This is a genomic window from Pontibacter sp. GD13 (genome assembly GCF_058216355.1).
Genome location: NZ_JBYZMQ010000004.1, coordinates 1 through 18,921 on the forward strand (window position 1 = coordinate 1; position 18,921 = coordinate 18,921).

Genomic DNA, 18,921 nt, shown 5'->3' on the forward strand with positions numbered 1-18,921 from the left:
TATGCTCATCTGTTCAATCTTTTAGCCTGTAAAGACAACAAACAAAAGAAGCATATAAGTCAGGGAACAAAAAAACAGCCCCCATACAAAAAATGGTCGGAATTTCTTCCGACCACTCCTGGCCGAAAGGCCTGCTTTTTATGTGCCCTGCCTCAGCCTGAGCACACTGCTGACAAGCGCTAGTTCTTGGATTTAAGCAAATAGACAATAGCCTGCACATGGATTTATTTTAGCGTATTTTTGTTACCAAGTACAGTAAGCTGGGTAAAAACGGATAGAAAGACAAAATTGAGCAGAGCGAAAAACACATACCTGATCAAGCAGAAGGCGCAGGAACTGGGCTTTATGTACTGCGGTGTTTCCAGGGCTGACTTCTTGGAGGAAGAGGCGCCCCGTTTAGAGCGTTGGCTGAACCAGAACATGCACGGGCAAATGCATTACATGGAGAATCATTTTGATAAACGGCTGGACCCCAGATTGCTTGTAGAGGGGGCAAAGTCCGTCGTGTCGCTGCTGCTCAACTATTATCCTGAACAGAAACAACCGGAGGAGGGCACGTATAAGCTGTCGAAGTATGCGTATGGCACCGATTATCATTTTGTGATAAAGGATAAACTGAAGGAGCTTCTGGGCTACATAAACGAAGAGATAGGCGAAGTAGGAGGCCGTTGCTTCGTGGATTCTGCCCCTGTGCTGGATAAAGCATGGGCCAGGAAAAGTGGTTTGGGATGGGTAGGCAAGAACAGCAACCTGATCACGCCGCAGGTAGGCAGCTTCTATTTTATTGCCGAGCTTATCATTGACCTTGAACTGGAGTATGATGGCCCGATCAAAGACTATTGCGGATCCTGTACCCGGTGTATCGATGCGTGCCCCACAGATGCCATTGCGGCCCCGTATGTGGTGGATGGGAGTAAGTGCATCTCCTACTTTACCATAGAGCTAAAAGACCAACTGCCACAGGAAATGAACGGGAAGTTTGGGAACTGGATGTTTGGCTGTGATATTTGCCAGGATGTGTGCCCCTGGAACCGCTTTAGTAAGCCGCACCAGGAACCGGCCTTTGCGCCGCATCCACAGCTCGATAAGCTGACCGCGCGCGATTGGCAGGAGCTTACGCAGGAAGTTTTCTCACAGTTGTTTAAAAAATCGGCCGTAAAGCGCACCGGTTACAAAGGCCTGCTGCGTAATATTCAGTTTTTAGAGCAAAGTGCCCCTGGCAATGATAATTAGGCAACCTGGGTTTTAGAGAATACCCTGTTCACGATAAGCAGGTACACGCCCGAGAACTGATTATAGCACCATTGTTTTAAATGGTGTATCTCATCTTTCACTAAAACTTTAAAAGCTTTTCGAAGCTCCTTTTCAAACAACATTTTGTCGAAGCTAACCTTCAACAGGATCGTTTTAATGTATTCTAACATTTTAGTAAACAGGAAATTGGTGTTTAGGTATAGATACGGGCAAATAAATAAAAAGTGCTGCCTTCACTTTTTATTTATACTTAGTAAAATAATTTCCCTGAAAAGTATAAATAAAGTATAAAAAAAGGAGCCCGACTTCGGACTCCTCTTAATTTCTCAAACAAACAGTTTATGTTTAGGCAATAAACAAGCTAGCTATATCAAGTACTGCTTGTTTAGCCAAAGGCTCATCGAAAGCCTCGCTTACACTAGATGCAGGTACACCCGAAACAGCAGGCACATTTACACCTAGTTGTGTAGTTTGTGCTTCGCCGGCGTATACAGGCTGCGTTGCGGCAGGCATTCCTGCACCGCGTTCATCCAGTGTAATCCAACCTTTAAGGCCTCTTATTCTACGAACGATAGAAGCGTGTCTGGCTTCTACAGCATGTATTTTAAGCGCTGCCGTTAAGATGTCGTTATTACTTACCAGGTTACCTGCCTGTCCTTTGTAAGCTCGTACCCCAGTATCCTCAAATGCCTGAGACAAGGCCAGGTATGTCTGTAAGTTAGTGTTCCAGTCTGGAAAATTTCCACCTGCGCTAAAGTCAAAGTTGGGCTTGGCTACCGGAGTGGCTCCAAGACTTTGGATAGCTGTTTTCAGGAAGTTTACGTGTGCTACTTCATTGTCGCGCACTTTCGTGAAGAACGTTCTGGTGTCGCCAAAGTTTAGGCCATTGGCATTTAAACCCCGTATGTAGAATTCAGACTCCAGGTATTCCAGCGTTAGTGCAAAGTTAAGCACGTCGGCAATGCTGCCGCTAGACTGGCCATACGCTTTTTTAAACATGGTACCCATAGCTACTGGCACTGCAGCCATCGCTACTTTTTTGCCGAAGCTTCCGAATTCGCTAAAAGCCTTGCGGCGGCTCGACAGGCGTTCATAAACTTCGCCGTCAACCTTTTCTATATCTTGTATTATTTTGAATATGTTCATTTCTGTGTTCCTCCTCTTTGTTATTTAGGTAAATTGCTGAAGTCGATTTTCGTCTTGATAAATGGTGCAGCAGCAGCCAACACATCAGCCGGCTTCATTGCTCTGTCTAATCCATTGCTATCAATCAGTTCTTCACCGAATTTTCTGGCATTGTTACTGATCAGGTCATGTATAGCGGCGGCATGGCGTGCCTCCACCGAAACGATTTTACCGGCAGCAGTCAGATAGTCCAGGCCAGCACCTGAGTCAGTCAGTAGGTTCGCAGCACCGTTGTAAGCAGCAACACCCAGGTCTTCGAAGGTCTTAGCTGTTTGCAGAACGCTGTTCTTATCATTGAAATTGATCGAACTGAAATCTACTTCAAGACCGGCAATGGCATTAGCTCCAAGGGCGGTTTTGAAAAACTCGCGGTGCGCCACTTCGTGTGCCTTCAGGTCCATCATTACCTGCATTTCGTTAGAAGAAAGCGCGCTACCCGACTTGGCAACTACTTCTGTGTAAAAAGCAGCCTCCAGTTGTTCCAGCGCATACGCATAATTAAGGATCCCAATATCGCCAGAGCCCAAATTTACAGCGCCCTCCACAGGGGTGGTCATGTCATCGTCATCGTCGCAGGAGGTAGTTAATACCAGGGTAGCTGCAGCAGCGGTTGCTCCCGCATATCTAAAAAAGCTACGTCGTTGCATCGGGCTTTTAATAGCTTTCATCAGCCCGCCTTCATTCTCTTCAGGCTTTGTTAATTCTGTCATAATTTTACTTTTTTGTTAGAAAATGTACTTTAGAGATTCGCTCCCCGGCATTAGTTAATCAAATGCTGAATTGGAGGAAGTATCCATACCTACGGGCTTCAATTAGGATTGGATTTGTAAGGCTCTAAAAGAATTTATATATTATATATCGCATTATAGAATATCATGTTGGCAGAACCGTATTGCAGCCAGCAGTTATAATGCCTTTAAATGCTGTATGAGCATTATTCTGCACGTGAAGATTGGAATTTACAACATACAGTGTTTTATATATAGCAATAACTGTTAAACAAAATTATTGCAATTTAAACTGTTAAAGTTGCTTCGATTTTTGCATATTAACTGCGTAGCGGAACTAGTAGCAGGCGTTTCCTTAATGCCTGTGTGCCACTTTAAGTAAAGGATTTTGATTAAATTTACGACCTACATTGATCCTGGAGTGTTACGATCTATGCGCTTTCTGACGCTATTGTTTTTTTCTGTTACATGCCTTGCCCTGCCTTCGCTTGCGCAGCAGGTAAGCATAGAGTTAGGGAGAAGTCCCTTGCCCATCAATCAGTATTTTACCATTGCCCTTAAGTTACAGGACCAGCAGCTGAAGGAGTACACCCCTTTCCCTGAGATCGAAGGATTTAAGAAGAGCAGCAAGTTTTCATCAGAGAAAATAATTACAACCGGAGGCAATACCAGCATCATCAGAACCTATGTGCAGAACTATGCCGCCCTGGAGGAAGGCGATTTTCAGCTAAAGCCTTTTAAGATGCGCGTGAACGGACAGACTATTCAGTCGCCGGGTATGGACATTCGGGTAAACCCCATGCAGGCTAGCCTGCCGCAGAGCGCCAACCTGCCTGACCTGCTGTCCTCTTCAGAAGATGAGTCTGCAGCTGATGAACAACCCGAGTTTATTGACAAGGATGACAATGCCTTCCTGACCTTATACACCAGTAAAAAAAAGGTGTATGTAGGAGAAGGCGTAACAACGACCTTATATTTCTACCTGGCCGAGGAAGACCAGCGTTTGTTGGAGTTCTATGACTTTGCGACGCAAATGACAGGGATTTTGCGCCAGGTTAAGCAGCCAAACGCCTGGGAAGAGGCCTTTGATTTTTCTGAGATCACCCCCGAGAACGTTACAGTGAAAGGGAAGCCATACCTGCGGTTCAGGTTATACGAAGCTGTGCTTTACCCTTTAAACTCACAAACTTTAAAGTTTCCGCAACTACAGCTGAAAATGCTAAAGTACAAGGTAGCCAAGAACCCGAGCCTGTTAACCGAAGACCGGCAGGAAGGAGGCTACAAAATATTTTATTCCCGCGAAAAGGAAGTGGAGGTAATGGAGTTGCCCTCCCACCCGCTCCGGAATGTGGTGCCGGTTGGCACTTATCGTTTAAAGGAAAGCCTTTCCAGCAGCAAGGTGGCGGTAAACAAGAGCTTCGTTTATTTGTTCGAGGTGGAAGGAGAAGGCAATTTTTCTGCGATCATGCCACCTGCGCCCACACCTGCCGGAGGGTTAGAGTTTTATCCTCCTGATGTGCGGCAGGATGTAACAAGGCGCTCGGGGAGGGTGCTGGGCTCTAAAACTTTTGCCTACACCATTCTGCCGCACGAGCCGGGCACGTATGCCCTGGCCAATTCCCTGGCATGGGTTTATTTTAACCCGGAAACAGCTGTTTACGACACACTCAGGCCATCAATGAAGGTGCGCATAAGCGGTGCTGTTGATAATGACGCCCTGGTGCTGTCAAAAGACCTGGGCTCGTTTTACAATATCATTCAGAACGAGAACAATACCCTTGTCAGCCTGCACTCCTTCGATCAGATTAAGCGCTATACCAATATCATTCTGGTGCTTTTGCTGGCAATAGCCGCATTTGTATTTTTAAAAAATAAAGCATGAGCAATTCTTACGGAACGCTTTTCCGGATAACGACCTTCGGGGAATCGCATGGTCCGGCAATTGGCGTTATAATCGATGGCTGCCCGGCAGGCATTGAGATAACTACTGAAGAAATACAGCACGCCCTGGACCGCCGCCGTCCTGGCCAATCGGATATCACAACCCCCCGCAAGGAAGAGGACAAGGTGAATGTGCTGTCCGGTATTTTTGAAGGCAGAACAATGGGTACCCCCATTTGTCTGCTGGTAAACAACAAAGACCAGCACAGCCATGACTACAGCCACATCGAACATGCTTTCCGGCCCTCGCATGCAGATTATACTTATACAGCTAAGTATGGCGTGCGCGATTTTCGCGGGGGGGGCAGGAGTTCCGCCCGTGAAACCGTGGCCCGCGTGGCAGCAGGCGCTTTGGCGGCTAAACTATTGCAAAAGCACGGCGTGCGCATCAACGCCTATGTTTCGCAGGTAGGGAAGATCAGGCTCCGCAAGGACTACAGCAAACTGGATTTCAGCAAAATAGACTCGAACAAGGTGCGTTGCCCCGATGGCAAGATAGCGGCCCGCATGATAGCCGTGGTAGAAGAAGCCCGTGATAATCGCGATACGGTAGGGGGGGTGGTCACCTGCGTTATTCAAGGCGTGCCAGCCGGGCTGGGGGAGCCCGTGTTTGATAAACTGCACGCAGAGTTGGGCAAAGCGATGCTAAGTATCAATGCCGTAAAAGGGTTTGAGTACGGGAGCGGCTTTGAGGGTGTTAAGATGAACGGATCCGAGCACAACGACCAGTTTTATACAGATGATCAGGGCCATGTTAAAACACGCACCAACCACTCTGGAGGCATACAGGGAGGGATCAGCAACGGGCAGGACATTTACTTTAACGTCGCCTTTAAGCCTGTGGCAACGATCTTAAAACCACAACAAACGATTGACAGCGCAGGCGATGAGATCACTTTGCAAGGCAAAGGCCGCCACGACCCGTGCGTGCTGCCACGGGCGGTTCCCATCGTAGATGCCATGGCTGCCCTGGTGTTAGCCGATTTTCTGCTTCGTCAGCAGGCCAGGCAAGTATAAGCCACTGATCAAGGTAAATAAAAAGAGCCGCTCTGGTTTCAGAAGCGGCTCTTTCTTATGGCTATACTTTGGTTAGAACAATTTTAGGTGCACCACCAGGTACCAGATAAGAATTAGGGCAGGCAACAGAAACGGAATGGAGTAGCGCACGACATAGCCAAAGAAGGACGGCATTTTGATGCCCGCGCTTTCAGCAATTGCTTTTACCATAAAGTTAGGCCCGTTACCGATGTAAGTAAAAGCCCCAAACAGCACCGAGGACAACGAAATAGCCTCCAGCAACACCAGCGTGCCTGGGTCTGCCCCCGTGCCTGTTGCAAACTGCCTTACCTCCACCACGCTGTTCTGGGCCATGTCATACTTGGCCATGGCCAGCGATAGGAAGTTGGCGTAGGTTGGGGCATTATCCAGGAAGCCCGAAAGCGAACCCGTTGCCCAATATAGGAAGTTGGGCGTGATGTAGTGAGAGAACTGCGGCGATGAGGCAATGGCAGCCGAAAGTTGCAGGGCTGGCATCATAGTAAAGAAAATGCCGAAGAAAAGGAAAACCACCTCCAGGATAGGGTGGAAGTTGAATTGATTACCGGCAAGTGCCGTTTTACTGGAAAAACGGTAGCACGCAAAGGAGGCAGACAGCTGCACGATCTCGCGCAGGAAAGAGAATTTGCTGCCGTCGTATGAAATGTGCGGAAGGCCCTCCACCACGTTCGGGTCCAGGAAAATGGCCCCGATGATGATAGCCAGCCAGAAGAGGTTGCGCTTGCCACTGATGTAAAACTCTGTCTTCTCCCTGTTCTTGGCGACCACTTCAGGGCGGGGCGTATAGCCCGTTTCCTTGTTGCGCCGGTCAATCAGGAAAAAGATCAGGCAAAGCAACGAAATGGCCAGTACCCATGGCATGAATAAGTGCTGTAGCGTCCAGAAGAAAGGAACACCCTTCAGAAATCCAATGAACAGGGGAGGATCGCCGAGGGGGGTGAGCAAACCGCCGGCATTACTCACAATAAAGATAAAGAAAATGATCTGGTAGGGCTTGATGCGGTGAACGTTCAGGCGTATGAAAGGCCGTATCAGCAAAAGCGAGGCCCCGGTTGTTCCGACGAAGTTTGCCAGCACAGCCCCCACCGCCACCAGGGCTACGTTCATGGCCGGGGTAGCGTTGGCGTTAATGTTGATGTAAATACCGCCGGCGGCAATGTAGAGCGAGCTGAGCAGGATGGCAAAGGAGGCATACTCAAAGAAAGTATGCACCGGCATGTGGTAATCGCCGAGGGCAAAAACGTAATAGCCCAGCACGGCCAGGCCGAGGGTAATGGCGATCGTCTTGTAATTATGCTCCCAAAAATGGCCGAAAAAGATAGGGCCTGCAGCGATCATACCTATTAAAAGCAGAAAAGGAATAATCAGAAATCCTGGAGCAGTATGCTGAGCTTGCACCAGTAATATGTAATTGTTCAGCATGTCTAGAGTAGTGCGGTATAGATAAAGTCGAAAATGTGTTGGTGCACAAAGATACATTTTCTGACTTAAATAGCTACCGCAACCTGGCAGGATCTGGTTTGGAGGGGTGTACTACAGGGCACAAAAGCCGTGGAGGTTTACTTCGTCGGAAATAATGCCTAATTTTGGAAACTTTAAGACAAGCGTACTAGTTTTAATTTAAATACTGAATCTACATGACAGATAATAAAGAAAAGATGGTTTCGGTTTACGCTGAGGCAAACCCAAATCCTGAGTCAATGAAGTTTGTGATGAACCTGCAACTGTTGCCGGACGGGCAGAGCGTGGATTACCCTAACCTGGAGAGTGCCATGGAGTCGCCACTGGCGCAGGAGCTGTTTAACTTCGATTATGTATCGCGGGTATTCATTGCCAGCAACTTTGTAACGGTAACAAAAAGCGCTGACCTGGATTGGGTAAAACTTATCCCGGAGCTGCGTACCTTCCTGAAGTCTTACGTTGAGGCAGGCGGCCCGATTTTTGAAGAGGGTTTTTCTGCAAAGAAAACAACTAGCGCTGAGGCTAACGGCGAAACATCGGCTGAAGACGCAGAGATCGCGAAGAAGGTAATTGACCTGTTAGATAATTATGTGCGTCCGGCTGTAGAGCAGGATGGCGGTAACATTACCTTCAAATCCTATAACGAGGGTGTTGTAACAGTGCACCTGCAGGGGTCTTGCAGTGGCTGCCCTTCGGCTACCGTTACCCTGAAGGCGGGTATAGAAAACCTGTTGAAGCGCATGGTGCCTGAAGTAACAGAAGTAGTGGCTGATGGCGTTACCGTGTAATATTGCCATCCAGGTATAGTTTAACACAGCGGCCTGTATCTGTTTCAGATACAGGCCGCTGTGTTAAAGGGCTGTTTGTGAAAGCGGGTTAGCATGGATTTACCCGCTAAAGCACCCTGTCAATTTTATCTTCGGAGGTGCATCCCCGCGATAAAATAGGGCTCAACCCGCCTTAAAGCTTTTAGGATAGGCGCCTTATACTGCCCGGTTTATTCATTTGCCGTAGAGCTGGTAGAAATATATGCTGCACTAAGCGAAAGTCTAAAACAAGAAAGCCCGGAGCGCTTGGCCCCGGGCTTTCTTGTTTATGAGGAAGTAAGAAGTACTAACGTGCTTTCTGTGCCACAGGAACAGCAGCCGCTTTCTTGTCTTTCCTTATGGTATCCACCACTATTGGTGTTGCAATGAACAGGGAGGAGTACGTACCGAACACCACACCGATGATCATGGCAAGCGAGAAGCCGCGCAATACCTCGCCACCGAAGATGAACAGGATCACTACTACCAGGAACAAGGTAAGTGAGGTAATGATGGTACGGCTGAAGGTGCTGATCAGGGCAGGGTTTACTACCTCTCTGATACCCAAGCGGGGGTTGTCGTTCATGTACTCACGCACACGGTCAAATATTACCACGGTATCGTTGATAGAGAAACCGATGATGGTAAGTACCGCCGCAATAAACACCTGGTCCATCTCGTAAGAAATGCCGAACAGATCCAGGATAGAGAAGACAGCAATGATCATCAACGCATCGTGCATCAGGGCGATAACACCACCCAAACTGAACTGCCACCTGTTGAAACGGAGCATCACGTAAAGGAAGATGCCTACCAGTGCCAGCAACATGGCTATTAATGCAGTGTTCTGAATATCATCGGCCATGGTTGCCCCTACCTTTGAAGAGCTGAGTATTTCCGGGTTAAGCTGGTTGTACTCCTGCAAGCCTGCCATAAGTGCCGTTTTCACCTGCTCGTCCGCCTCAATGCTCTCATCGTCTGCTAACCAGCTGGTGATAATCTTCACGCGGTTAGAGGCGCCGAATGTCTTTACCTCAGTTCCTTGGTTCTGGAAGTCGTCAACTAAGGCAGAGCGCAGGTCAGAGGCTGGAACAGCCTGGTCAAACTCCACTACATAAGAGCGTCCTCCTCTAAAGTCCACACCCAGGTTAGGGCCACCGTTGATGTACATGGCCACAAAGCCAAACACGATTAGACCAAGCGAGAATGCATAAGCCGGCGTTCTGTACTTCATCACATCAAACGTGATGTTACGGAACATCTTTCCTGCAAGCAGGGTGGAGAAGGATAGTTTGCCGCCTTTCTTAAAGGTGCTCTCAACAAACAACCTGGAAATAAATACCGACGTGAAGAAAGAAGTGACGATACCGATCATCAGGGTAATGGCAAAGCCCTTTACTGGTCCGGAACCGAAGAAGTAAAGTATGAAGCCTACCAGGAATGTGGTGACGTTTGCGTCCAAAATGGTGCTGAACGCTTTTTCGTAGCCTTTATTGATCACCTCGCGCATGGTAAGCCCTTTTAGGGATTCTTCACGCATGCGTTCAAATATCAGTACGTTCGCATCTACGGCCATACCCAGGGTAAGCACGATGCCGGCAATACCCGGCAGGGTAAGTGCCGCGTTGAACTGGGCCAATACGCCAAGTATAAAGAACACGTTGAAAAGCAAGGCAAGGTCAGCTATGAAACCGCCACGGCTATAGTAAGCGATCATGAAAATAACCACGATCACGAAACCAGCCAATGTGGAGATAAGGCCTTGCTGAATAGCCTCACGACCCAGTGAAGGACCTACTACGGCTTCTTCCACGATGCGGGTTGGCGCTGGCATTTTACCTGCTTTCAGAATATTAGCCAAATCCTGCGCTTCCTCTATCGTAAAGTTACCTGATATAGAAGAGCTTCCTCCCGAAATCTCGCCCTGCACTACTGGGGCAGAGTATACATAGTTGTCAAGCACAATTGCTACCTGGCGGCCGATGTTGTCACCTGTCAGGCGGGCCCATTTTTTGGCGCCTGTCGGGTTCATGGTCATGTTAATCTCGGGGCGACCTGTCTGGTCGAAGTCCTGGCGGGCATCGTTGATGGCATCCCCACCCAATGGCGCCTTGCCATCGCGTCCTTTCTTGATCGCGTAGAACTCCACGAATTCCTGGCGGTTGTCGCCACCTATCGGCTTCACACTCCAAAGGAATTTCATGTTTGAAGGGAACATGCTACGCACTTCAGGGCGGCTGAAAATATCGTTGATACGAGCTGTGTCGCGCACATTTGCGCCAATACCACCAGGCATTTGCGTGAAAAGACTGGCTAGTACGCCTGTCTGAGGCTGTGTCGCCAGCGAATCCAGGGCGTTGTTGGCCGTGTCTGTTTTTACGGCTGCTACGGCAGAGGAATCGGAAGCGGCAGCGGCCAATACGTCTTCTGTAGTGCTTTCTACGATAGCGGTATTGCCTTTGGCTGCGGTGTTGGCATCAGTGGAGCTGGCTGCTAAATTCAGTTTGCCGGCTTTTTGCTGTGCATCCAGGTACTGGCCAAGCTGCATAAAGTAAGGGCTGAACTCTTGCGGCGACCATACTTCCCAGAACTCCAGGTTTGCCATGCCCTGTAAGAGCTTGCGCACCCTGTCGGGGTTGTCGATGCCAGGTAACTCAATCTGGATACGGCCAGTGCCTTTCAGGCGCTGGATGTTTGGCTGGTTCACGCCGAACTTATCAATACGCGTGCGCAGGATGTTGAAAGAGCGCCCGATGGCATCCTCCACTTCCTTCTCAATCACATCAATCACTTCCGCGTTAGAAGACTCGTAACTGATCTTGCCACGGTTGGCTGTGTTGGAGAAGATGCGGCTCAGGCGTCCGTTAGGCTCTACCTCGCGATAGGCTTGCTCAAATAGCGTCGTAAAGCGCTCCTGGCTGGTTCGCTGAAGTTCCTGGGCACGGTTAAGCGCTTTCAGGAAGTTCGGGTCTTTGCTGTTGCCAGACATAGACTTGATGATCTCAACCGGTGAAACCTCCAGCACCACGTGCATGCCGCCTTTCAGGTCAAGCCCAAGGCCAAGCTCGTTTTCTTTAACTTCCTGGTAGGTCATGCCCATAAATACAGGCTCTTTCCAGATAGAATCCATGTAAGCCTGCTGCTTTACCAGGCTTACGTTGCCTTGCGCGTCTGTTGCATAGAGCTCCGCTCTGTTCTGCACGCTGCGGGCAATAAAGGAGAATGACAGGTAGTAGAGGCAAAGCGCCGATACGATCACCGTCAAAACGATTATTAACGTTTTATTCCGCATTTTAAATTAATGAATAGGATGGATGATAATTTATATTCTATAGTAGGTGTTGCTGGTCAGTACTTTAAGTTAACTACTTGCAAGACTGACGCGTTCCGGGCAAGATGCTTTTCTGGCATAGTTAAGCCAGGTAAAAGCAAGCAGGAGCAAAAAGAGAAGTAAGTAAACGCCTAGGGGGCGTTGGGTTGAATCGTGATCGGGAAAAGCTGCGCTCTATAAGCGACACCCGGAGGAACGGTGGTGTAGGCAGGCAAAAGCATGTCTGCCGGTTTGGCAAACCCCGGCTGCGTGAATGGCACCACGGCCTGCTGCAGGTTTAGGGCAACAAAAGAGGTGGTAGCCTCCAGAGAGACTTTCTGCTTTACAACAGTTTTATGCTGCTGTTTAGCGGCCTGCGTCAGCGGGGAATTGGCCTGCGGGGTCGCATCTGCCGTGTAGGTATAAGCCACCACTTCCTGACCGTTGAGCATAAGGGCCCACAGTAAGGTAAAAGACATCAGAAGATGCTTTGTATGGCGTGCTATGTTACTGGCTTTTGGCATGTATAACCACAAATGTAGCGTTTCTTCCGAAAAAAACAGAAATACTTAGCGGTTAATGTCGATAAATCGTTTTACATCGTTCTTTTTGCCTATAAGGATCAGGATATCAGAAGGATAAATGATGGTATCGGCCTTTGGCACCCCAATGATATGCTCTACCTGGGTCGGCTTGCCATCCTGGATTTCCTCAAAAAAGCGCTTGATCGTGATCAGGTTGAGGTTATACTTCTCGCGCAAGGATATCTTGGCCAGACTGCGGTTGGCTATGTTACGGGGCGCGTTGATCTCCACAATCTCGTAGTTGTCCGGCAGGGGCAGGAACGTGCGTATATTTGGTTGCAGCAGCCTCTCAGCGACAGTTTTACCTACCTCACCTTCCGGGGAGAGGATTTCCTGCACGCCCATTTTCTCCAGTATTCGGCGCTGCTGCTTGTTGGAAGCCCTGGTAATAACCCGTTTTATGTTTAGCTCCTGCAAGTTGGCGGTCGTGATCAGCACTGCTTCAAAGTCTTCTCCGATGGCAATAACCACGGCATCCATGTCCTGGATATTCTGCGCCTCCAGGGCGCGTATATCCGTCGCGTCAAGGGCCACGGCATAGGCTACCTCATCTTTAATAGCCTCCACGTGTTCTTCATTGTGATCGATGGCGAGTACTTCAGCGCCTCTTTCTGCCAGGGTGCGCGCAATGGAGTTACCAAAAATACCGAGCCCTATAACCGCGAATTTGTGCCTCATGCCTTTGTCTTAGCGTTTAAGAATGTAGTTAATACTTCCAGCCCCTTCTCGAAGTTATTGTTGTTCGGGATAATGATGTCCGCGTCGTTTTTATAGGGCTTGATATACTTCTCGTAAGTAGGCGCTACATGGTTTGTGTAACGGTACAGCACATCGTCCAGGTCGTAGCCGCGCTCCACCTTGTCGCGCACGATGCGGCGTTGCAGCTTGATGTACTCTTTAGCGTCTATGTATACTTTCAGGTCCAGCAGCTTGGCGATTTCCTCAAAATAAAAGACGAAAATGCCTTCTACTACCACAATAGGGGCAGGCCTGAACTCCAGTTGCCTGGGTACGACGTTGGGGTTGTTAAACGTGTACTCGGTACGGTAAACGGTTTCGCCCTGGCTCACTTTCAGCACATCCAGCGCGTAGGCTTCGTCATCGATGCAGGAAGGAAGGTCGAAATTCACCACGCCGTTCGGGTCTATGGTCTGGTGCTCGCGGGGTTTGTAGTAGTTGTCCTGCGAGATAAGGCACACATTCTCAGGTGCAAACGAAGTGAGTAGCTTGTTCAAAAAAGTTGTTTTTCCTGAAGCACTACCTCCTGTAATCCCGACGATAAATGGCTTTTGCATAGGAAGCTAAGGTTTCAGAATGCGAAATTAAGACATTATATAGAACAAGCCCACAAGGGCGGGCAATAAATTTGGTCCCGTTTAAGCAGTGGTCAGGAAGTCAACCAGTTTTCGGATAGCGCGGCCTCGGTGGCTGATAGCATTTTTCTCCTGCGAGGCCATCTCTGCAAAGGTCCGTTCGTATCCATCGGGTATAAAGATGGGGTCGTAGCCAAAGCCCTTGTTCCCTTTCCACTCCGTGGCAATGCTTCCGGTCACGATTCCTTCGAACTGGTGCTGCTCGCCGTTCAGAATAAGGGTAATACATGTCCGGAAGCGGGCTTTTCGGTTCTGTTTTCCCTGCAGCCTGTCTAAAAGAAGCAGCATGTTGTCGCTGTCGCTACGTTGGGGCCCTGCGAAACGGGCCGAGTACACGCCAGGGGCGCCCTCCAGCGCCGCTACCTCAAGGCCGGTGTCATCGGCGAAGCAGCTGGTATTGAAATGTTGCCACACATACTCCGCCTTCTGCAGGGAATTGCCTTCCAGCGTGCTTTGCTCCTCCGGCAGTTCTACCAGGCAATTTATATCGGCCAGGCTAAGCAGGTTATATTTTCCGTTCAGCATCTGGCTAACTTCATTTACCTTGTGCTGGTTGTTGGTGGCAAAGCAGAGTTGTTTCATAAATTAAAATTTAGGGCACGCCTTTAACAAGGTGCGGATTAAAGCAAAAGAACAGGTTAATGCAGGTAAGCGCTGGTTTGCGCCGAAGTCAGGATCACCTCTACATGATCTTGCAGGGTAGTAGCCAGGGAAAATCCGGTGTAGGTGGCCGCCACCGGGAACAAGGGGTGATGCCGGTCAACGAGCGTGGCAATCTCTACTTTTTTGGGATTGAGTTGCAGAAACGAGTGCAGCGCGTATGCAAGCGTTTTGCCGGTGTTCAGCACATCATCCACTAAAATAACCGCTTTACCTTTCATGCTTATGCTTTCGGGCTGCAGTGTCACGGGAGCATTCAAGGGTGCTAACTTATTGAGTTGCACTTTTACTAACTGCGCATTCAGAGGAGATATCTCGAGTAGTTGCTTTGTTAGCATACCGGCCAATGTATAGCCATTCTCATAAATGCCTGCCAACACCAGTTCCTGCTCTTCAAAATTGTGTTCATAGATCTCATACGCCATGCGCGTGATCTTTTGCTCGATCTGTGACTTGTTTAGAATAAGGTTCTGCTGCTGTTTTTGTGGCGTCATGAGTTGCTTGGCAAAATGTGGTGCTATACCTTTACGCAAGGTTACAGACAAATTTAACAAGATAATCGCAGCAGCTACAGCTTTTTAAATGGCAGTAAAATAATTTACCCCGTAGTGTTTAACTTTCGGATAATCTTGTTAAATTTGCAGTCCGATTCAGAATTAAGGTTAATTAACGTTTATAATAATGAAAAAAGGCATTCACCCAGAGTACAGAAAGGTGGTTTTTCAGGATATGACGAGTGATTTTAAATTTATCACCCGTTCTACTATGACTTCTGACGAAACTATCACGATGGAAGACGGAATTGAGTATCCAGTAATCAAAGTGGAAGTTTCTTCAGCTTCACACCCTTTCTACACTGGCAAGAACATCTTCGTGGATACAGCAGGCCGCGTTGAGAAGTTCAACAAACGTTACCAAAAGAAATAAGCGGTTAATTCCGGTTAAAACGTTTAAAAAAAAGTCTTCCTGATATTTTTCAGGAAGACTTTTTTTATTTTTGCCCCTATGAATATTATTCTCTTCTGCGATCCGGTTATCAAGCAAAACCTGTTGCCCCTCACCTTTACCAGACCTGTTTCCGAAATTCGGGTAGGCATCCTGACGATTACTGAGAAGTGGCGCCAGCACACCAACATGCCGGTGTCTTACCTAACGGAAAAGTATCTCTCTCCAAAGTATGAGCTACAGGACAGCCACAGCAATTTTTACATAAACGGGGCACTGCTGCCCACACCGGAACTGGTTGAGGAAATTAAATCGCTGAAGATTGGCGAGGCGCTGTACAGCGGGGATACCATGCTGGCCATAAACGGCGATAACCTGGATCTGCACACCTCTGAAGACCTTGAAAATATTGTTACGGACAAACGCCGCGACTTTTCTGCGGAATGTGTGTTGGTGCGCAATCCCTGGGATATCTTTGTATTGAACGGGCAAGAGATCCGAAATGATTTTAAGCTGATCACGGCTGGAAGAATGAGTGCGCCCGTGGATGATAAGTTCACTGCTGTTTACAACGAAGCGGATGTCTTTATCGAGAGCGGCGTTAAAATACGCGCGGCCGTTTTAAATGCCGAAGACGGACCTATTTACATTGGCAAAAACGCGCAAATACAGGAAGGCGCCGTGATAAAGGGGCCCTTTGCGCTGGGTGAGGGAAGCCATGTGAACATGGGAGCCAAGATGCGCGGTGATGTGAGTATCGGGCCGCATTGCAAAGTAGGGGGAGAGGTAGCGGCTTCGGTTATTTTTGGGTATACCAACAAAGGCCATGAGGGTTACCTTGGTAACTCCGTGCTGGGCGAATGGTGTAATATTGGAGCTGATACAAACACCTCAAACCTTAAAAATAACTACGCCGAGGTGAAGGTATGGAGCTATGCCAAAGGCGGGTTCAAGAATACCGGACAGCAGTTCTGTGGCCTGATCATGGGCGACCATAGCAAGTGCGGCATCAACACCATGTTTAACACCGGTACCGTGGTGGGCGTGAGCGCGAACATATTTGGGTCGGGCTTCCCGCGGAACTTCATCCCTTCCTTTAGCTGGGGCGGGGCAGCTGGTTTCGAGACCTTTCAGTTACACAAAGCCAACGAAGTAGCCGAGAAGGTAATGCAACGCCGCCAAATGCAGTTCGACCAAAAAGAACAGGACATACTGGAGCATGTATTTCATCAAACGCAGCAATACCGGGTATGGGACAAGAAGGCGACAACTGCCTGAGCATAAAATCCAGCTAGGCTAGTCAGCAAATGGAAAATAGGCAATAGCATAAACGCCACTTTTAACTCTTAACTAATCAGGTGCAGTTTTCACAGATAATAGGTCATCAGCAAGCAAAGCAGTTGTTACTGCAATCGGTGCAGCAGAACCATGTTGCCCATGCACAGCTGTTTCTGGGGCAGGAGGGGAGTGCCAACTTAGCGCTTGCCATGGCATACGCTACCTATATTAACTGCGAGAACAAGCTGCCCGATGATTCATGTGGAACCTGCAACAGCTGCGTGAAAATGAACAAGCTCGTTCACCCGGACTTTAACTTTGTAATGCCCGTTACGGCCACCAAACTGGTCAGTAAAGATGCATTGAGCCATAAGTTTATGAATGAGTGGCGCGAATTTATAAAGGCAAGCCCCTATCAGGGCCTGAATGAATGGATGCAGCACATCGGGGCGGAGAACAAACAGGGCAGTATCTCGAAAGAAGAAAGCCGCCAGTTGGTTAAACTCGTTTCGCTGAAGGCATTTGAAGGCGATTATAAGGTGGTGGTGATCTGGTTGCCCGAACTGATGCACCCTACTGCCGCCAATGCCCTGCTCAAGCTGCTGGAGGAGCCCCCAGCCAAAACCCTGTTCCTGCTGGTGTCGCAGTCAGCGGAGAGGCTGCTGGCCACCATTACCTCCCGCACGCAGATTGTGCAGGTGCGTAACTTTACCGAGCCCGAGGTAATCCAGTACGTGCAGGCGAAGTATAGCACCGATACCGACACTGCTTACCAGATTGCGCAGCTGGCCGAAGGGAATTTTAATGCCGCTGCAAAACTCACCACAGAGATCAGCAGCGACTATTTCACTTTTTTTACAGACTGGATGCGCAGTTGCTACAGTTACAAATTTGGCGAAGTGGTTGACATGAGCGACAAGTTCCAGACGCTTGGGCGCGAGAATCAGAAGAATTTTCTGCTCTATGCGCTCAACCTTTTCCGGAAGGTGACGCTTTATGGGATAGACCAGGCGCTGGTGGCGTATCTGCCTCCCGCGGAGCTAACGTTTGTGCAGAACTTCACAAAGCTTATCACCGAAAACAATGCCGGGCAGCTGGCCGATGAACTGAACCAGGCGCACTACCATATCGAGCGTAACGCCAATCCTAAAATGGTGTTTGTGGATAGCTCGATCCATATTGCCGGGTATTTGCGCGGTAACTAGTATTTGCTTTATGAGGCGGGGGTGTTTGAGGCATCCAGGCAAGAGGGCAAATTTAAACGACATTTATGCAACACACCAAAACAGACCATCCCATAAGAATAGGCACGCGTGGAAGCAAACTGGCTTTGTGGCAGGCAGAGTTTGCCGCCGAGAAGCTACAGGCTGCCGGCTTTGCCACCGACCTCGTGATCATTAGTACAAAGGGCGACCAGGTGCTGGACAGGTCTTTGGATAAGATCGGCTCGAAAGGAGTTTTTACAGAGGAGTTGGAAGTAAGCCTGCGCGAGGGAAGTATAGACATTGCGGTGCACAGCGCCAAGGACGTACAGTCCACTATTCCGGATGATCTGGAGCTGGTGGCTTTTATGGAGCGTGAGAAAGTAAACGATGTGCTCCTGAGTTTTGATCCGGATTTTGTGCTGGACCGTGAAAGCAACGCCTTGCTGGGTACCTCCTCTACGCGCCGCAAAGCACTCCTGAAAAAGCACTACCCACAGGTAAGCACCGCCGAATCGAGGGGAAACCTGCAAACCCGCCTGCGCAAACTGGAGGAAAAGCAGTTTGATGCCCTGGTGCTGGCTTATGCAGGGGTCGTGCGGATGGGCTATGACCACCTGATCGTGCACACTTTTCCGGAGGATGAGTTTGTGCCTGCCGCCGGACAGGGAAGCGTGGCTATTGAATGTGCCAAAAACCTGAACCCGGAGATAAAAAGTGGCCTTAAGAAGGCGCTGAATCATACAGAAACGCATATTTGCCTGCTTGCCGAACGGGCTTTCCTGCGAACAATGGAAGGAGGCTGTAGCATTCCCTCATTTGCGCTGGCAACGCTTACGGAAGCAGGCATTAGCATTACAGGCGGTATTGTCAGTTTAGATGGCAAAACGTTACTGCAGGAAACCCTCACCGGCCCCACAGTAGCTGCAGAAGAGCTAGGTGAAGAGCTAGCCAACCAGACACTTAGCCGGGGCGGCGAACAGATCCTGGCTAACATCAGGAACGAGCGAAACGAGATCTAGAAAAGAAATTTGTGTCAGCTGCATGTGAAAAGCGTGTAAACCATTCGCATGAAACCCAGCGTGCAGAAAAATTTCAACTCCCCTAACCCCTCCTGAAAACAGGAGGGGGACCCGCA

19 protein-coding genes are annotated in these 18,921 nt (G+C 49.0%); 9 read left to right on the forward strand and 10 right to left on the reverse strand.

What is annotated here, in order from left to right; translation table 11 throughout:
* Together AC4BAN_RS07585 and queG are read left to right on the forward strand one after the other, a co-directional pair.
* On the forward strand, positions 1-183 hold a 183-nt coding region (locus AC4BAN_RS07585), incomplete at its 5' end, for a hypothetical protein (RefSeq protein ID WP_490563790.1).
* Positions 184-288: 105 nt separating this feature from the next.
* Positions 289-1,233: a tRNA epoxyqueuosine(34) reductase QueG gene (gene queG, locus AC4BAN_RS07590; RefSeq protein WP_490563791.1), complete on the forward strand. Its 945-nt coding sequence runs from the start codon at positions 289-291 to the stop codon at positions 1,231-1,233.
* On the opposite strand, the gene AC4BAN_RS07595 is transcribed toward queG, so the two are convergent.
* The 3 genes from AC4BAN_RS07595 to AC4BAN_RS07605 form a co-directional block, all read right to left on the reverse strand.
* Positions 1,230-1,424: a hypothetical protein gene (locus tag AC4BAN_RS07595; protein WP_490563792.1), complete on the reverse strand. Its 195-nt coding sequence runs from the start codon at positions 1,422-1,424 to the stop codon at positions 1,230-1,232. The genes queG and AC4BAN_RS07595 overlap by 4 nt on opposite strands.
* A 175-nt stretch (positions 1,425-1,599) precedes the next feature.
* Positions 1,600-2,400, reverse strand: coding sequence for a ferritin-like domain-containing protein (locus AC4BAN_RS07600; RefSeq protein ID WP_490563793.1), 801 nt, complete (start codon positions 2,398-2,400; stop codon positions 1,600-1,602).
* Between the two features lie 20 nt (positions 2,401-2,420).
* Complete coding sequence (locus tag AC4BAN_RS07605; RefSeq protein ID WP_490563794.1) at positions 2,421-3,149, reverse strand: ferritin-like domain-containing protein; 729 nt, start codon at positions 3,147-3,149, stop codon at positions 2,421-2,423.
* A gap of 451 nt (positions 3,150-3,600) precedes the next feature.
* Between AC4BAN_RS07605 and AC4BAN_RS07610 the strand changes: the two genes are divergently transcribed.
* Together AC4BAN_RS07610 and aroC are read left to right on the forward strand one after the other, a co-directional pair.
* Positions 3,601-5,049 (forward strand): BatD family protein, encoded by a 1,449-nt coding sequence (locus AC4BAN_RS07610; protein ID WP_490563795.1) that lies wholly within the window; start codon positions 3,601-3,603, stop codon positions 5,047-5,049.
* Positions 5,046-6,125: a chorismate synthase gene (gene aroC, locus AC4BAN_RS07615; protein WP_490563796.1), complete on the forward strand. Its 1,080-nt coding sequence runs from the start codon at positions 5,046-5,048 to the stop codon at positions 6,123-6,125. Before AC4BAN_RS07610 ends, aroC begins: the two co-directional genes overlap by 4 nt.
* 72 nt (positions 6,126-6,197) lie before the next feature.
* On the opposite strand, the gene AC4BAN_RS07620 is transcribed toward aroC, so the two are convergent.
* Positions 6,198-7,586 carry a sodium:proton antiporter gene (locus AC4BAN_RS07620; protein WP_490563797.1) on the reverse strand — a complete coding sequence of 463 codons (1,389 nt, stop codon included), beginning with the start codon at positions 7,584-7,586 and terminating at the stop codon, positions 6,198-6,200.
* A gap of 215 nt (positions 7,587-7,801) precedes the next feature.
* Between AC4BAN_RS07620 and AC4BAN_RS07625 the strand changes: the two genes are divergently transcribed.
* Positions 7,802-8,413, forward strand: coding sequence for a NifU family protein (locus tag AC4BAN_RS07625; RefSeq protein ID WP_490563798.1), 612 nt, complete (start codon positions 7,802-7,804; stop codon positions 8,411-8,413).
* 325 nt (positions 8,414-8,738) lie between these two features.
* Here AC4BAN_RS07625 and secDF read toward each other — a convergent pair whose 3' ends face one another.
* The 6 genes from secDF to AC4BAN_RS07655 form a co-directional block, all read right to left on the reverse strand.
* Positions 8,739-11,723, reverse strand: coding sequence for a protein translocase subunit SecDF (gene secDF / locus AC4BAN_RS07630; protein ID WP_490563799.1), 2,985 nt, complete (start codon positions 11,721-11,723; stop codon positions 8,739-8,741).
* Between the two features lie 170 nt (positions 11,724-11,893).
* Positions 11,894-12,220: an RNA methyltransferase gene (locus AC4BAN_RS07635; protein ID WP_490563800.1), complete on the reverse strand. Its 327-nt coding sequence runs from the start codon at positions 12,218-12,220 to the stop codon at positions 11,894-11,896.
* 90 nt (positions 12,221-12,310) lie between these two features.
* Positions 12,311-13,003: a potassium channel family protein gene (locus AC4BAN_RS07640; protein ID WP_490563801.1), complete on the reverse strand. Its 693-nt coding sequence runs from the start codon at positions 13,001-13,003 to the stop codon at positions 12,311-12,313.
* A complete protein-coding gene (locus AC4BAN_RS07645; protein WP_490563802.1) occupies positions 13,000-13,620 on the reverse strand; it encodes a uridine kinase family protein in 621 nt (206 codons plus the stop codon). The genes AC4BAN_RS07640 and AC4BAN_RS07645 overlap by 4 nt, the downstream gene beginning before the upstream one ends.
* A gap of 81 nt (positions 13,621-13,701) precedes the next feature.
* Positions 13,702-14,280, reverse strand: coding sequence for a non-canonical purine NTP diphosphatase (locus tag AC4BAN_RS07650; RefSeq protein ID WP_490563803.1), 579 nt, complete (start codon positions 14,278-14,280; stop codon positions 13,702-13,704).
* A 56-nt stretch (positions 14,281-14,336) separates the two neighbouring features.
* On the reverse strand, positions 14,337-14,852 hold the full coding sequence (locus AC4BAN_RS07655; RefSeq protein WP_490563804.1) for a phosphoribosyltransferase family protein: 516 nt from the start codon (positions 14,850-14,852) through the stop codon (positions 14,337-14,339).
* A 187-nt stretch (positions 14,853-15,039) separates the two neighbouring features.
* Here AC4BAN_RS07655 and AC4BAN_RS07660 point away from each other — a divergent pair, with 187 nt between their 5' ends.
* The 4 genes from AC4BAN_RS07660 (at position 15,040) to hemC (ending at position 18,805) form a co-directional block, all read left to right on the forward strand.
* Complete coding sequence (locus AC4BAN_RS07660) at positions 15,040-15,285, forward strand: type B 50S ribosomal protein L31 (protein ID WP_490563805.1); 246 nt, start codon at positions 15,040-15,042, stop codon at positions 15,283-15,285.
* A gap of 78 nt (positions 15,286-15,363) precedes the next feature.
* Positions 15,364-16,581: a GlmU family protein gene (locus AC4BAN_RS07665; RefSeq protein WP_490563806.1), complete on the forward strand. Its 1,218-nt coding sequence runs from the start codon at positions 15,364-15,366 to the stop codon at positions 16,579-16,581.
* A gap of 80 nt (positions 16,582-16,661) precedes the next feature.
* Complete coding sequence (locus AC4BAN_RS07670) at positions 16,662-17,786, forward strand: DNA polymerase III subunit (RefSeq protein WP_490563807.1); 1,125 nt, start codon at positions 16,662-16,664, stop codon at positions 17,784-17,786.
* Between the two features lie 65 nt (positions 17,787-17,851).
* Positions 17,852-18,805, forward strand: a complete 954-nt coding sequence (hemC, locus tag AC4BAN_RS07675) for a hydroxymethylbilane synthase (protein ID WP_490563808.1) — start codon at positions 17,852-17,854, stop codon at positions 18,803-18,805.
* The last annotated feature ends 116 nt before the right edge of the window (positions 18,806-18,921 follow it).

Coding starts and splice junctions, on each gene's coding strand:
- aroC (WP_490563796.1), top strand. CDS start 5,046: ATGAGCAATTCTTACGGAACGCTTTTCCGGATAACGACCTTCGGGGAA.
- AC4BAN_RS07610 (WP_490563795.1), top strand. CDS start 3,601: ATGCGCTTTCTGACGCTATTGTTTTTTTCTGTTACATGCCTTGCCCTG.
- secDF (WP_490563799.1), bottom strand. CDS start 11,723: ATGCGGAATAAAACGTTAATAATCGTTTTGACGGTGATCGTATCGGCG.
- AC4BAN_RS07595 (WP_490563792.1), bottom strand. CDS start 1,424: ATGTTAGAATACATTAAAACGATCCTGTTGAAGGTTAGCTTCGACAAA.
- AC4BAN_RS07660 (WP_490563805.1), top strand. CDS start 15,040: ATGAAAAAAGGCATTCACCCAGAGTACAGAAAGGTGGTTTTTCAGGAT.
- AC4BAN_RS07635 (WP_490563800.1), bottom strand. CDS start 12,220: ATGTCTTTTACCTTACTGTGGGCCCTTATGCTCAACGGTCAGGAAGTG.
- AC4BAN_RS07625 (WP_490563798.1), top strand. CDS start 7,802: ATGACAGATAATAAAGAAAAGATGGTTTCGGTTTACGCTGAGGCAAAC.
- hemC (WP_490563808.1), top strand. CDS start 17,852: ATGCAACACACCAAAACAGACCATCCCATAAGAATAGGCACGCGTGGA.
- AC4BAN_RS07665 (WP_490563806.1), top strand. CDS start 15,364: ATGAATATTATTCTCTTCTGCGATCCGGTTATCAAGCAAAACCTGTTG.
- AC4BAN_RS07655 (WP_490563804.1), bottom strand. CDS start 14,852: ATGACGCCACAAAAACAGCAGCAGAACCTTATTCTAAACAAGTCACAG.
- AC4BAN_RS07645 (WP_490563802.1), bottom strand. CDS start 13,620: ATGCAAAAGCCATTTATCGTCGGGATTACAGGAGGTAGTGCTTCAGGA.
- AC4BAN_RS07640 (WP_490563801.1), bottom strand. CDS start 13,003: ATGAGGCACAAATTCGCGGTTATAGGGCTCGGTATTTTTGGTAACTCC.
- AC4BAN_RS07600 (WP_490563793.1), bottom strand. CDS start 2,400: ATGAACATATTCAAAATAATACAAGATATAGAAAAGGTTGACGGCGAA.
- AC4BAN_RS07620 (WP_490563797.1), bottom strand. CDS start 7,586: ATGCTGAACAATTACATATTACTGGTGCAAGCTCAGCATACTGCTCCA.
- AC4BAN_RS07605 (WP_490563794.1), bottom strand. CDS start 3,149: ATGACAGAATTAACAAAGCCTGAAGAGAATGAAGGCGGGCTGATGAAA.
- AC4BAN_RS07650 (WP_490563803.1), bottom strand. CDS start 14,280: ATGAAACAACTCTGCTTTGCCACCAACAACCAGCACAAGGTAAATGAA.